The sequence below is a fragment of the Paenibacillus piri genome, from assembly GCF_004354045.1.
Taxonomy (GTDB): Bacteria; Bacillota; Bacilli; order Paenibacillales; family NBRC-103111; genus Paenibacillus_S; species Paenibacillus_S piri.
Window position 1 is genome coordinate 220,034 of the sequence record NZ_SMRT01000005.1, and the last position, 13,194, is coordinate 233,227.

The 13,194-nt window shown below is 53.3% G+C and carries 8 protein-coding genes; 6 read left to right on the forward strand and 2 right to left on the reverse strand.

Annotation, left to right across the window (positions count from 1 at the left end; all coding sequences use genetic code 11):
* Positions 1-128: 128 nt before the first annotated feature.
* On the reverse strand, positions 129-791 hold the full coding sequence (locus E1757_RS13545; protein WP_165972108.1) for a Crp/Fnr family transcriptional regulator: 663 nt from the start codon (positions 789-791) through the stop codon (positions 129-131).
* Between the two features lie 200 nt (positions 792-991).
* Between E1757_RS13545 and hemL the strand changes: the two genes are divergently transcribed.
* The gene (gene hemL, locus E1757_RS13550) at positions 992-2,290 is read left to right on the forward strand and encodes a glutamate-1-semialdehyde 2,1-aminomutase (protein ID WP_133228871.1); all 1,299 of its coding nucleotides are present in this window, start codon (positions 992-994) and stop codon (positions 2,288-2,290) included.
* Between the two features lie 174 nt (positions 2,291-2,464).
* Here the strand turns inward: hemL and E1757_RS13555 are convergent, their stop codons facing one another.
* The gene (locus E1757_RS13555) at positions 2,465-4,297 is read right to left on the reverse strand and encodes a phosphodiester glycosidase family protein (RefSeq protein ID WP_246079185.1); all 1,833 of its coding nucleotides are present in this window, start codon (positions 4,295-4,297) and stop codon (positions 2,465-2,467) included.
* A 454-nt stretch (positions 4,298-4,751) separates the two neighbouring features.
* Here E1757_RS13555 and E1757_RS13560 point away from each other — a divergent pair, with 454 nt between their 5' ends.
* The 5 genes from E1757_RS13560 (at position 4,752) to murC (ending at position 13,066) form a co-directional block, all read left to right on the forward strand.
* Positions 4,752-5,630 carry an RluA family pseudouridine synthase gene (locus E1757_RS13560; RefSeq protein WP_133228873.1) on the forward strand — a complete coding sequence of 293 codons (879 nt, stop codon included), beginning with the start codon at positions 4,752-4,754 and terminating at the stop codon, positions 5,628-5,630.
* A 96-nt stretch (positions 5,631-5,726) separates the two neighbouring features.
* Positions 5,727-6,806 (forward strand): LysM peptidoglycan-binding domain-containing protein, encoded by a 1,080-nt coding sequence (locus E1757_RS13565; RefSeq protein ID WP_133228875.1) that lies wholly within the window; start codon positions 5,727-5,729, stop codon positions 6,804-6,806.
* 818 nt (positions 6,807-7,624) lie between these two features.
* Positions 7,625-10,282 carry a valine--tRNA ligase gene (locus E1757_RS13570; protein WP_133228877.1) on the forward strand — a complete coding sequence of 886 codons (2,658 nt, stop codon included), beginning with the start codon at positions 7,625-7,627 and terminating at the stop codon, positions 10,280-10,282.
* Entirely contained in the window at positions 10,279-11,673 is a 1,395-nt protein-coding gene (locus E1757_RS13575; RefSeq protein ID WP_425464838.1) for a bifunctional folylpolyglutamate synthase/dihydrofolate synthase, read from the forward strand. Before E1757_RS13570 ends, E1757_RS13575 begins: the two co-directional genes overlap by 4 nt.
* Positions 11,674-11,680: 7 nt before the next feature.
* Positions 11,681-13,066: a UDP-N-acetylmuramate--L-alanine ligase gene (gene murC / locus E1757_RS13580; RefSeq protein ID WP_133228879.1), complete on the forward strand. Its 1,386-nt coding sequence runs from the start codon at positions 11,681-11,683 to the stop codon at positions 13,064-13,066.
* Positions 13,067-13,194 lie beyond the last annotated feature (128 nt).

Sequence of the window (13,194 nt, forward strand, 5' to 3'; positions counted from 1 at the left end):
CCTAGTTGAACAGAACCAATAGAGACTCATACTTCGCCTCATACAACATTGACAAATGCGATCGTCCATGTGACGGCGAAGCCGGTTGCCCTTACGCATGAGGATTGCGGAGAAGGGAGCTTCCGGCCTTAGCCGCGCAGCTTGGCAAGGTCGAGCTTTAATTCCGGGCCATCGAATCGGATGATTTCCTTTTCCTGGAAATCCCTGATAACCTGCATCAGGATCGGCTTCTGAACGCCGGCCATCTGGGACACCTCGTCGTAGTTCAGCATCATCTTTATCGTGATGACATTGCCGCTGCGGACGCCGTTTTTATTGGCAAGCTTGATCAAGCTTTTGATGACGCGGGTTCTCGCATCAAGGAAGGTTAAATCGTACACATGCTGGTTCGTATCCCGCAATCGATTGCACAGCTCGCGCATAATGCACAGCGATATATCGAAATTTTGTTGAAGCAGCCCCAGAAAGTTATGGGCATCCAGCGAAATCAGCATGCTGTCTTCCAGCGTTTGCGCGGAGGCGGAACGGGGCTTGCCGTCGATTAATGACAGCTCGCCGAAGCTGTCGCCCTTTTTGAACAGTGAAAGAATTTTTTCTTCACCGGTAACCGCCGTGTTGTATATTTTGACTGAGCCGCTGAACACAATGTAGAAGACGGAGCCGGGTTCTTTTTCTTGAAACAGGACGGTTCCGGATCGAAACGCTTTTTTCGTACAAATGTTTGAAATCGATGTCAATTGATTATCGTTTAAATTGGAAAATAAAGGAACATTTCTTAGGAAATCGATCATCGCTTCTCCCCGTTTCAATGGATGTGGTTCCATAGTCCGAATAATTATATATCGGTTTAGTAGGCTTTTCAAGTAAATTTATGGCAAAAGCGGGACTTAAGGCCGGGAGTACATAACGAAGTCAGCTTTGCTTTAGCAAAGCTTAGCATATGCTTAGGAAGTTAGCTTTGCTGCAAGCAAGGCTCTTAGGAGGGGTAAAAATGACAAACGGAAACAAAAGAAAAGATTCGCGGTCGACGAAAGCTTTTGAAGAGGCGAAGCAGATTATTCCCGGCGGCGTGAACAGCCCGGTGCGCGCGTTCAAATCGGTCGGTTTGACGCCGCTGTTCATGGAGCGGGGATTAGGCTCCCGTGTGTATGATATTGACGGCAACGAGTTCATCGATTATATCGGCTCCTGGGGACCGCTCATTGTCGGCCATTCCCACCCTGAGGTGGTGGAGGCGATCAAGAAAACGGCCGAATTGGGGACGAGCTTCGGGGCGCCGACCGAGCTGGAAACGGCTATGGCCCGGCTCGTTATTGACAGAGTACCTTCGATGGAGCAGGTCCGAATGGTCAACTCCGGTACGGAAGCGACGATGAGTGCGCTGCGCTTGGCGCGCGGCTATACGAAGCGGTCCAAAATCGTGAAGTTTGAAGGATGCTATCACGGACATGCCGATTCCCTGCTCATTAAAGCAGGCTCGGGCGTAGCGACGCTTGGACTGCCGGACAGCCCTGGGGTTCCGGAGAATGTGGCTGTCAATACAATCACGGTTCCGTATAACGATATCGATTCGATCCGCACAGCTTTTGAACGGTTCGGCGAAGAGATCGCGGCGGTCATCGTGGAGCCGATTGCCGGCAATATGGGCGTCGTCCCGCCGCAGGCCGGCTTCTTGCAGGAACTGCGCAGCTTAACCTCGCAATACGGCAGCCTGCTTATTTTCGACGAGGTCATGACAGGCTTCCGCGTTGGTTTGAACTGCGCCCAAGGCTTATACGGCATTACGCCGGATCTTACCTGTCTCGGCAAAGTGATCGGCGGCGGTCTGCCTGTCGGCGCTTATGGCGGCAAACGCGAAATTATGGAACAGATGGCGCCCAGCGGGCCGATCTATCAAGCGGGCACGCTTTCCGGCAATCCGCTAGCAATGGCAGCCGGATATACGACGCTGAAGCTGCTCGGCGAGCCGGGCGTATATGAGGAGCTGGAGCGGAAATCCGCCCGACTGGAGGCCGGTTTCCTGGCGAATGCCCGCGAGCTCGGCATACCCAGCACGATCAATCGCGTAGGCTCGATGATTTGCCCGTTTTTCACCGACCGTCAGGTTACGGATTATGAAACGGCCAAAACGTCCGATTTGCAAAAATTCAACCGCTATTTCGCTGCGCTGCTCGATTACGGCATCAGTATCGCGCCTTCGCAATACGAAGGGATGTTTGTATCGACCGCGCATACCGATGAGGATATCGAAGCGACGATTCAAGCGCATTATCATGCATTAAAAGCATAATCGAGTGAACCTCCGACCGCTTAAAATGCGCGGCGGAGGTTTTTTGTGCGCATATCCGGAGCTGACATACGAAGGGCGAATGACGCGTGTATCGAAGTGAAGGGCATAATGCGATAACAGGGAAAAAAAACAGGAAGTACGAAAAGGCGTTCTTCCTGCTTTGCTGTCATTGTACTAGTTGGTTTTGTTTGCCGTTGGTACCGTTGGCGCGGCCGGCGTTTCCTGCGTGGAAGGTACCGGCTGCGATGTCGTCGGACTGCCGCCGGCTTGGTTGCTATTCGCCGGAGTGGATGAGCCCGTATGAGCCGGATCCGCCGATTTCGGAACGGACTCCTTGGCCGGCGGTACGCCGGTTCCCGGAGTCGGTGACGTCGTCGCCGGAGCTGTTGTCCCCGGTGTCTGTGCAGCGCCGCCCGGGGCGGTGCCTCCCGGAGCAGACGACTTGCCGCCATTGGTTTCGTTAGGCGGCAGTGCGCCTGAGCCCGAGCCCGCCGGGACATCGCCTTGCTGCGCTGCGCCGTTCCCATGCTGTGTCGTATCGGCCGGGCGGTTCGGCGCGGTACTGCCGCTTGCCCCGCCGCTGCCGCTTGCCGGCGGCGTGCCGGTACCGTTGTTATGCGGCTGCGCAGCGCCTCCGTTTTGTTGCTGCGTGGTACTGCCCGGAGCCGTCTTGCCTGTGGTCGGCTCCTTATCTTTGCTGCCGGTACCCGCCCCGGTACCCGCTGCCGGCGTTTGCGTTTTCGCGCCGTCGGTTTCTTTGGTATCGGTTGGCGTTTTTTTGGTATCGGCCGGTTTCGTCGTGCTTGAACCGGTATCTGAAGCTTTTGTTGGCTCCGTTTTTTCAGGCTCGGTTTTGGACGCCGGCGGCGGAGCCGGATTATTTTTTTGCTTCGCCTTAAGTTCGGCCTGCTCCTTTAAAAAGTCCGGATGATCGTAAGAACCGCCCGGATCGATCTTGTCGATGCCGTCCCAAACCCGATTGGCAACGACATCCTCCGGATGGTCGTACACCAGAAAGGCCGAAGGCAGACGACGCTCGCCATAACGGCTGGAAGGCTTCGTAATCAGCTCCCCGTCGACTACCATCTCCGACGATGCGCCTCCGTCCAGGAAGCCCGCATTGACGACGCCGTCCTCGAGGAAAATATCCTGGATTTCCTTCAAGGTAGCGCCTACGCTGTGCGCCTGTCGGCCGTCGACTACGATAAAGATGACGGTTCCGTCCTCTTTTTGCCCGACCGCCGTCCTCGGTGCGCGGCTGCCATCGCTGATCGGAAGCGGCTTGCCGTTGGCGATAACGCGCGGATAAAACGAAGCCGCTTCCGAAATGCCCATATCTCTAAGCTCAAACATATTATATTTGCCTATGACCAAAGTCCCGTCTTTTGTAAATCCGACGATATGCTGCGGAATCGATCCGTCCTGGTCGGTAAAAACGATATCGCCGCCGGAAATGATCGCGCCCAGTGCGGCAAAGCCGTTGCCGAGACCTTCCGGATCATCGAAACCTCCTCCGTTTACGCCGGCCACCGCGCCGGTCCGTTTGACCATGGAGGTGATTCTTTCGCCTTCGCCGGATTTTACGGGCGTCATCACCCGGATCGACTTCGGATCGAAAACGTACATTTTCTTGCCTTTCCACAAGCGTCCGGAAATATCCTCAACCTTGATCAATTCGTCGATCGTCCGGTTCTTTTTATACGTTTTGTGCTGAATAAGGCCCATATTCTGCTTTTCCTCAGCATTTTTCTCGATGAATTGATGCATTTTGCGGACCATTTCGTCGCGCTGCTCCGCACCGACGAAGATCCAGGCCCACTCGCGATGCTGCGTAATAATGACAGTCTCGGCCATCCAAATGCGCAAACTCGTGCCGGGGCCGGTCAAAAACAAAAAGCTTGAGGCTAGAAATGCGAGCACGGCGATAATCAGAAGCATTCGCTTGAGCCAGCTCCAGTCGCGCAGCTGCTTTCTTGTCGATTTCAAAAGTTGTATGGCGGTACTCAAATTAAGTTCACTCCTGTTTTCGATTAGGAAAAAAGTTGAAGCGCCCTGCCAATTCTAGTAAAAAACATGCATATCTCGCTTATTTTATCATATTTTCGACCGGTTTGATAGACAGCCGATTTCGAAGCCGTCGGAATGTGCCGGTTTTTGAGTAGATTAGGATTGATTATATGCTTCGCTTCGCACACCTTGACAAATGCGCTCGTTCTCGAAAGACGGTGTAACCGTTTATCCTTGGGCGGGCGGCGCATTAATGCTATAATTTATGGCATCCCTAACGAATTGGAGCGGACGGCATGCACAAATACAGCTTTTATGGAATTACGCTTGAAATGATCATGGTAATGTTTGGCTTTTTTGTCCTTTTTGCGGGAATCGTGGCTTACGGCTTATTTTATCGAAATAAATCATGACCAAACTTAGTTAGATTTTATGGAAAAAGGAGCGGGTGTATATGGTGCCGTGGCAAAAAAAAGGGGAGTGGCTGGAGCTGCTGCTGCCGCAGCCGCTTGCAGATCCTTATGAAATTGCGAACTACATCCAGGCCTCGGATGCGTTTATCAGGAAGCTGCTGAACAGAGGGGAGCTTTCGGTCAAGGGCGGACGTGTTCGAATTCGGATATTTCCGAATGAATCCATAAATTATATGCCTGAATGGATGCCGATAGACGTGTTGTATGAGGATGATTTTTGCCTGGTTGTCAACAAGCCGGCAGGCCTCAAGGTGCACGGCGACGGCTCGACGCAAGGAAGCGGCCGGACGACGCTTGCGGATGCGGTTGCTTTTCATTATGAATCTACCGGCCAGAGATGCAAAGTGCGGCATATTCATAGACTCGATGAAGATACGACGGGGCCCGTGCTGTACGCGAAGCACGAGTGGGCGCAGCTTGCGATGGACAGAGCCATGAGAGAGAAGCGGATCGGCCGCAGTTATGTGGCGCTTGTGCAAGGATGTCCGACCGCTGCGAGCGGCACGATCGATGCGCCGATCGGCAAGGACCGCCACCACGCCGCCCGCAGACGGGTATCTCCGACGGGCGACCGTGCGGTGACGCACTACGAAGTGCTGGAAAAATTGACAGGCGCCGCATTGGTCCGTTTGAAGCTGGACACCGGCAGAACGCATCAAATTCGGGTTCACCTGAGCCATATCGGGCATCCGATTTGCGGGGATATGTTGTACGGCGGAGCAGCCGGAATCATATCGCGGCAGGCGCTGCACGGGGAAACTCTCGCCTTCGAACATCCGCTGACAGGCGAACCGCTCGAAGCTTCCGCTCCATGGCCGGACGATTTTCGGCGGCTATATTCGCATTTGCAAAAAATATAGTCATGCTCCTCCTCCAAAACCCATATAAATTAATAGACAAGTGAAATTAACTATCCAAAATCGTTGCGAGTTAGTTTCCGGAAGGAGGACATAACATTGACCCAGCATCAAGGCGGATTGAGATTCGATATTTATGAGCGGGTGCATTTGACTGAAGGGGTGGCGGGAATCAAGGAGCTGGAAGAAGTGGAGCTCGTTCCTCACATTCAGGTTTTGCCGCAGGGGGAGCAGGCGCTGTTAAAAGGGAATTTGCTTTTGACCGGTACCTATATGGACGAGTACGATGCCGTAAACCGGACGTTGGAGCATTTGATACCCGTTGAAATTACGCTCCCGATGAACCGGGTGCAGAGGGTGGAGGACATTTCGGTCGAAATCGACAACTTTGATGTGGATTTGCTGTCGACGAGGAGCTTGAACATTACCGGCGTGTTGTCGCTAAACGGGCTTGAGTCGGTTTCCGAGTCGCCCGGCGAAAGCTGGGGAGAGGCGGAGGAAGAGGTTGTATTCGTCCACGAATCGCCGTCGCAGTTAGACCAGGACATTGACCGGGACGAAGAACAGCAGCCGTCCGAAGAGAACGCCCATTTCGAGAATAGTTCGACGCTACCGGTTAAATCCGGACTTAACGCACAGGCGCTGCGCGTCGATTTTCCGGCCGAGGAAGCGCACGCGGTCAGTGCAGCCGTGCATACGTCGAATTCCGTGGACGCGGAAGCGGAGCATGTTGCCGCCCAGGCGGCCGAATATGACGAACAGGCCGAGCCTGTGATGGCGGCGTTGGACTCTGCCCCGCCGGATGAAAAGAAGGAATTGAAAGTCGCGTTTTCCGGTAAAAGGCCGGAAGAATCCAAGCCGGTATCGTCGAACGGACTGGCTTCGCTGCTTGGCAGCCCTACCGGCAAGATCGATGGAAAAAGCCAGGAGGAACCAGAGCAGGAAATGCAGACAGTTTCCTCGAACCAAGGCGGCAAGCTGGAATGGAAAAAGCTGCTGCTCAATTCGATGAGCGAGCGGCAGGAGTTCAGGCGCGTACGGCTGTGCATCGTGCAGAAGGAAGAAACGCTCGAAACGATCGCCAAGCGGTATGAGCTGAACCCGCGGGAAATTGCGCTGTTTAACCGTCTGGGCGAAAGCGAGCTTACGGAAGGCCAGATTGTATATATTCCCAAATAAGCTCAGCCGCAAAATTGCAGGATCGGCACCCCATCATCCCTTAACCGGGTTTGATCGGGGTGTTTTTTGGTTATAATGATGGAATCTATAAGTTTCCAGCGGAGCTGAAGGATTCTGTCATTTCAAGAGCTAAGCCGCGGTCGCTCATCTTTGAATAGACTTCATAGCATCATGAATAGGCAGCCACTGTATTGACTCCTTGCTTAATGTTGTTTATCATAGGAATAATTATACTGTATCAACTTGGATAGGGAATAATAGGCAGCCAACCCTTCAGAGAGCGGAATTGTTACGCTGAGAGGTTCCGCAGGATGTAACTGGCCGAAGTCGCCCTGGAGTTGCAGTGCTGACATGCATCGGGTTCTAACGTCTACGGAAAGCTTGAATAAAGTCCGTACCGCTGGTTCTTGAGCGTCAGGCGCTGCCGGTCACAGCCGTTATCTGTTGAAGTGCCGCATGGCAGACCGGTTCCCCGTATGTACGACGAAGCCCGATGAAGGGTCAGTTGCGGAACGCTGCGCATTGCGGAATAAAGGTGGTACCACGGAAGCAGCTCCTTTCGTCCTTTGCGGCGGAAGGTTTTTTTGTTGTTTAGGAAATTATGCGCAGCATATTTCCGTGCATAATCGGGGGCTCCCCCAAAAGTAAGGTCAAGAGTTGGTTGCACTCTTGACGAAACCCGGTGGACACGGGTTAGCGGAATTCGCTTCAGAGCTTCATTTCACTTTTGGGGGACTTTGTTCTGTTCTTAGGAAGAACGGTGAACTCGCATCACCACACTTCTGGACATAAGTAGAATTAATGGAGGTAGTTCAGACATGGAAGAACTAAAAACGACGCAAATGCCGACAACCTACGATCCGAAGGAAGCGGAAGAGAAATGGTATGACTATTGGTTGAAAGGCCAATATTTTAAAGCGGGTCAGCGTCCCGGCGCCGAAACCTATACCATTGTCATTCCGCCGCCGAACGTGACGGGTATGCTCCATATCGGTCATGCGCTGGACTGCACCCTGCAGGACATTATGATCCGTACCAAAAGGATGCAGGGCTTCGACACGCTGTGGCTTCCCGGCTCCGACCATGCGGGCATCGCAACGCAAACGAGAGTCGAGCAAAAGCTGCGTGAATCGGGTGTAAGCCGTTACGATTTGGGCCGCGAGAAATTTCTGGAAAAAGTATGGGAATGGAAGGAGCAGTATCTGGAATCGATCCATGAGCAGTGGGCGAAAATGGGCTTCTCCCTCGATTACTCGCGCGAACGTTTTACTTTGGATGAAGGCTTGTCCAAGGCGGTTCGCGAAGTATTCGTCAAGCTGTATGAAAAAGGTCTTATTTACCGCGGCAGCTACATCATAAACTGGGACCCGGCGGCTCGCACGGCATTATCCGACATTGAAGTGGAATACAAGGAGGTGCAGGGCAGCCTGTACCATCTCAAATATCCGGTGAAAGACAGCAGCGAGTTTATAATTGTCGCCACAACGCGTCCTGAAACGATGCTGGGCGATACGGCGGTAGCGGTTCATCCGGAGGATGAGCGCTATAAGCACCTGATCGGAAAAGTGCTGGTGCTGCCGATTATCGGTCGTGAAATTCCGATCGTAGGCGATGAATATGTCGAGAAAGAATTCGGGAGCGGAGCGGTTAAAATTACGCCGGCGCATGACCCGAACGACTTTGAGGTAGGCAAACGGCATGACCTCCCGCAGGTGCTGGTTATGGACGAAGGCGGGAAAATGAATGAAAATGCCGGCAAATACAACAGAATGGACCGTTTTGAATGCCGCAAGCAGATCGTAGCCGATATGAAGGAGTCGGGCGTGCTCGTCAAAATCGAGGAGCATGTTCACCAGGTCGGCCATAGCGAGCGGAGCGGAGCGGTTGTCGAGCCGTATTTGTCGACGCAATGGTTCGTGAAGATGAAGCCGTTGGCCGAACGTGCGATCGCGGCGCAAAAAACGGGGGACGGTACGAACTTTGTACCTGACCGGTTTGAAAAAATTTATTTGCAATGGATTGAAAATGTACGCGATTGGTGCATTTCCCGGCAGCTGTGGTGGGGACATCGCATTCCGGCCTGGTACTGCAACTCGTGTAACGAGCTTCATGTGGCGCACGAGGCGGTTGAGACATGCTCTCATTGCGGCAGCGCCAGCCTGCGCCAGGACGAGGATGTGCTGGATACTTGGTTCAGCTCCGGCTTATGGCCGTTTTCCACGCTGGGCTGGCCCGAACGGACGGACGATTTGAAACGGTTTTATCCGACGGATCTGCTTGTTACCGGGTATGACATCATTTATTTCTGGGTGGCCCGGATGATCTTTACCGCATTGGAATTCACAGGCGAAATTCCGTTTAAGAACGTGCTGCTGCACGGTTTGGTCCGTGATGCGGAGGGCCGCAAAATGTCCAAATCGTTAGGCAACGGCGTCGATCCGCTTGAGGTCATCGAAAAGTACGGCGTCGATGCGATGCGCTTCATGCTGTCGACCAGCTCGACGCCGGGGCAGGATTTGCGCTTCCGCTGGGAGAAGGTAGAGCAGGCGCGCAATTTTGCCAATAAAATTTGGAACGCCTCGCGGTTTGCGTTAATGAACCTGGGCGATTTCAAGGTTCAGGATATCGATTTGAGCGGAGCCTTAAACACGGCGGACCGCTGGATTTTGCACCGGTTGAACGAGACGGTTCGCGACGTGACACGCTTGATGGATGCGTATGAGTTCGGCGAAACCGGACGGCTCCTGTACAATTTCATTTGGGACGATCTCTGCGATTGGTACATCGAGTTCAGCAAGCTGTCGCTGTACGGAACCGACGAACAGGCGAAGCGGACGACCCAATCGGTTCTTGCGTACGTCCTCGACCGGACGCAGCGGCTGATTCATCCGTTCATGCCGTTTATTTCCGAGGAAATATGGCAGCATCTGCCGCATGAGGGCGAAACGATTACGTTGGCGCAATGGCCGGTATACGCAAGCCGCTTTGAAGCTGCCGATGCGGTTCGGGAGATGGAAATGCTGATGGATATCATCCGTTCGGTTCGCAATATCCGCGCTGAAGTGAATGTGCCGATGAGCAAAAAGGTCGAGCTGTTGGTGAAGCCTTCCGGTGAAGAAACGCTCGCTATTTTGAAACGGAACGAAGAATATATTCGCCGTTTCAGCAACACCTCGACGCTGGAAATCAGCCTTGATTTGATGACGCCGGATAAAGCGATGACGGGTATTGTGACCGGAGCGGAGCTGTACTTGCCGCTTGCGGGGCTGATCGATATTTCGCAGGAGCTGGCCCGGCTGGAGAAGGAGCTGCAGACGCTGCACGGCGAAGTCGAACGGATCGAGAAGAAGCTTGCCAATCAAGGCTTTGTCGCCAAAGCGCCGGCCAAAGTCATCGACGAAGAAAAGGCGAAGCTGGCGGACTATGCGGACAAACGGGATAAAGTGATCGCGCGTCTCGCGGAACTGAGAGGGTGAGTGAAGTGAGCGTAACGAATGTTGCGAACGAGCTGCCGGACGGCAGCTTTCAAAGTGCGGAGCAAGCGGTCGATTGGATCGTTAATCTCGTGAAATTCGGAATGAGACCGGGTTTGAAAAGGATGGAAAAGCTGATGGAGCTGCTCGGCAACCCCGAGCGGCGCCTGAAATTCATACACGTGGCCGGTACGAACGGCAAAGGGTCGGTTTGCGCCTATTTGACCGAGGTGCTCACACAGAGCGGATATGACGTAGGCACGTTCACATCCCCGTATATTGAGAAATATACGGACCGCATACGTTATAACGGACAAAACATTGCCGATGACGATCTGCTGCGCGTCGTGAACAAAATAAAGCCGCTTGTCGATCAGATTGCGTCGTCCGAGCTGGGGCAGCCTACGATGTTCGAGGTGTCGACAGCGGCGGCGATTGAATATTACGCCCGCGTCGCTTATCCGGACTTCGTCGTTTGGGAAACCGGGTTAGGGGGAAGGCTGGATTCTACGAACATCGTTTCCCCGATTTTGACGGTTATCACTAACGTAGGCCACGACCATATGGATGTGCTGGGCGATACGCTGGCGAAGGTTGCCGGTGAAAAAGCGGCCATCATTAAATCGGGCGTACCCGTCGTCAGCGCAGTGGCGCAGCCGGAAGTAATCGAAACCGTCGAGCGCAGGGCGGCAGAGCAGCACAGCACGCTTTATTTGATGAACCGGCAGTTTCGTATTGAGTCTGTAGCTTCAATGGAAAACGATCAAACTTTCCATTTCTCCGGTCCGTACCGGAATATCCGCGATGTTGGCATTACGATGAACGGCAGCCACCAGCTGGAAAATGCGGCTGTGGCGCTCATGGCGATCGAGCTGCTCCGCCAGTATTATGCGCTGATCGTGGAAGACGACGTGCTGATGCAGGCAATGAAGGCTACGAAATGGGCGGGAAGGCTGGAAATGATCAGTGGACAGCCGCGTATTTTGATTGATGGCGCCCACAACCCCGAAGGGGGGGCCGCGCTGGCCCGCACACTACGGGAAACGTACCGATACGATAAGCTACATTTTATGATGGGAATGCTGGCAACAAAGAATCATTCCGGTTATTTGCGGCATATACTACCATTGGTGAATACTCTCATCCTGACAGAACCCGATTGGCATAAAAAGGAAGATGCCTCGCGTCTTGCCGATTTGTCCAAATCCATATTAAATGAACTCGGCCGTTCCGACGTGGATGTGATCGTTGAACCTGGCTGGAAGACAGCGCTTGAGCGGTTGCAAAGCATAACCGGGCAGGACGATTTGGCTGTCGTATCCGGCACTTTATATTTGATAGGGGATGTTCGTTCCTGGATCCTACATCAATCCGATTCTGAAAAAGGCTGGTGAGAGCGGCGTGAATACATCTGAGCACATCCATTTTATCGGCATTGGCGGCTATGGTATGAGTGCTATTGCCAAAGTCATGCTGGAAATGGGCTACCAAGTTTCGGGGTCTGATTTAGCGTGGCAGGAGTTAACGGAAAAGCTGGCTGCCAAAGGAGCGCAAGTGTTCATCGGACACGAGGCTCATCATGTTAACGGCGCGGATATGGTCGTTTATTCGACGGCTCTGCCCAAAGATAACGTGGAAATGGCGGCGGCCGAACAATTAAAAATTCCGATCCTGCACCGGTCGCAGATGCTGGCGCGGCTTATGAACGCCAAGAAAGGCATTGCGGTCGCAGGCGCGCACGGAAAGACGACAACGTCATCCATGATTGCTCTGGTGCTTGAGGAGTGCAGCCAGGACCCGACCTATATTATTGGCGGCGAAATTATGAATGTGGGCAGCAATGCCAAAGCCGGTAAAGGAGATTGGGTTGTGGCGGAAGCGGATGAGAGCGACGGCTCTTTCCTGCAGTATCATCCATTGATTGCGTTGGTTAACAACATTGAAGCCGATCATTTGGAAAACTATAACGGCGACTTTGAAAATTTGAAAAAAGCGTACGCGCAGTTCCTAAGTCAAGTGAAAGAGGACGGCAAGGCGGTCGTCTGCAACGACGATGCGTATTTGCGGGAAATGATTCCGCAGATTAAGAGCGATGTCATTACTTACGGCATCGATAACGATGCCGATTATATAGCCCGTAACATAGAGCTGGGCGACCGCAAGGTGCGCTTCGATGTGGAGCACCGGGGCAGTGTTATGGGAACCATTCAACTGTCGGTGCCGGGCAAACATAATGTGTACAACGCGCTGGCGACGCTTATCTCATGCATGGAGGCAGGATTGTCATTCCGGCAGGTCGCCGGCGCGATTACCGATTTCCGCGGCGCCAAGCGGCGGTTTCAGGTGCTTGGGGAGGTTGACGACATCCTCGTCATCGACGATTATGCCCATCACCCGACGGAGATCGAGGCAACGATCGGCGCGGCCAAGGTAACGGGTAAAAAAATTATTGCGGTATTCCAGCCGCAGCGGTACACGCGGACGTACTTTTTATTCGAGCAGTTTAGCCGTGCGTTTCCCGATGCGGACGAAGTGATTATAACCGATATTTATTCGCCGGCGGGCGAGAAGCAGATTGAAGGAATTACATCCGCAAAGCTGGTCGAATTGATCCGCTCCAACAGCAATTCTAATGTGCGGTATATCCCGAACAAAGAGGATGTACAGGCGTATTTGCTCGATCATGTGAAAAGCGGCGATCTGGTGCTGACGATGGGAGCGGGCGATATTTGGAAGGCGGCGGACGGCTTGTCCCGCTCCTTGCAGCAGCGTGCTGCCTCAAAGTAAGCTTGCCAAGCTTTTAAGCATTGGCGGTTGACGGACTGCCGCTGAAGGAAATGATGAAATCCCGGGAAACTCCATGAAAGGAGTTCACCGGGATTTTTTGTCGATGCGTACGAAGGACAACCCCGGTG

What these genes read in the sequence shown, in the direction of transcription:
- E1757_RS13545 (WP_165972108.1), bottom strand. Translation starts at nt 791, where the DNA reads ATGATCGATTTCCTAAGAAATGTTCCTTTATTTTCCAATTTAAACGAT.
- hemL (WP_133228871.1), top strand. Translation starts at nt 992, where the DNA reads ATGACAAACGGAAACAAAAGAAAAGATTCGCGGTCGACGAAAGCTTTT.
- E1757_RS13560 (WP_133228873.1), top strand. Translation starts at nt 4,752, where the DNA reads ATGGTGCCGTGGCAAAAAAAAGGGGAGTGGCTGGAGCTGCTGCTGCCG.
- E1757_RS13570 (WP_133228877.1), top strand. Translation starts at nt 7,625, where the DNA reads ATGGAAGAACTAAAAACGACGCAAATGCCGACAACCTACGATCCGAAG.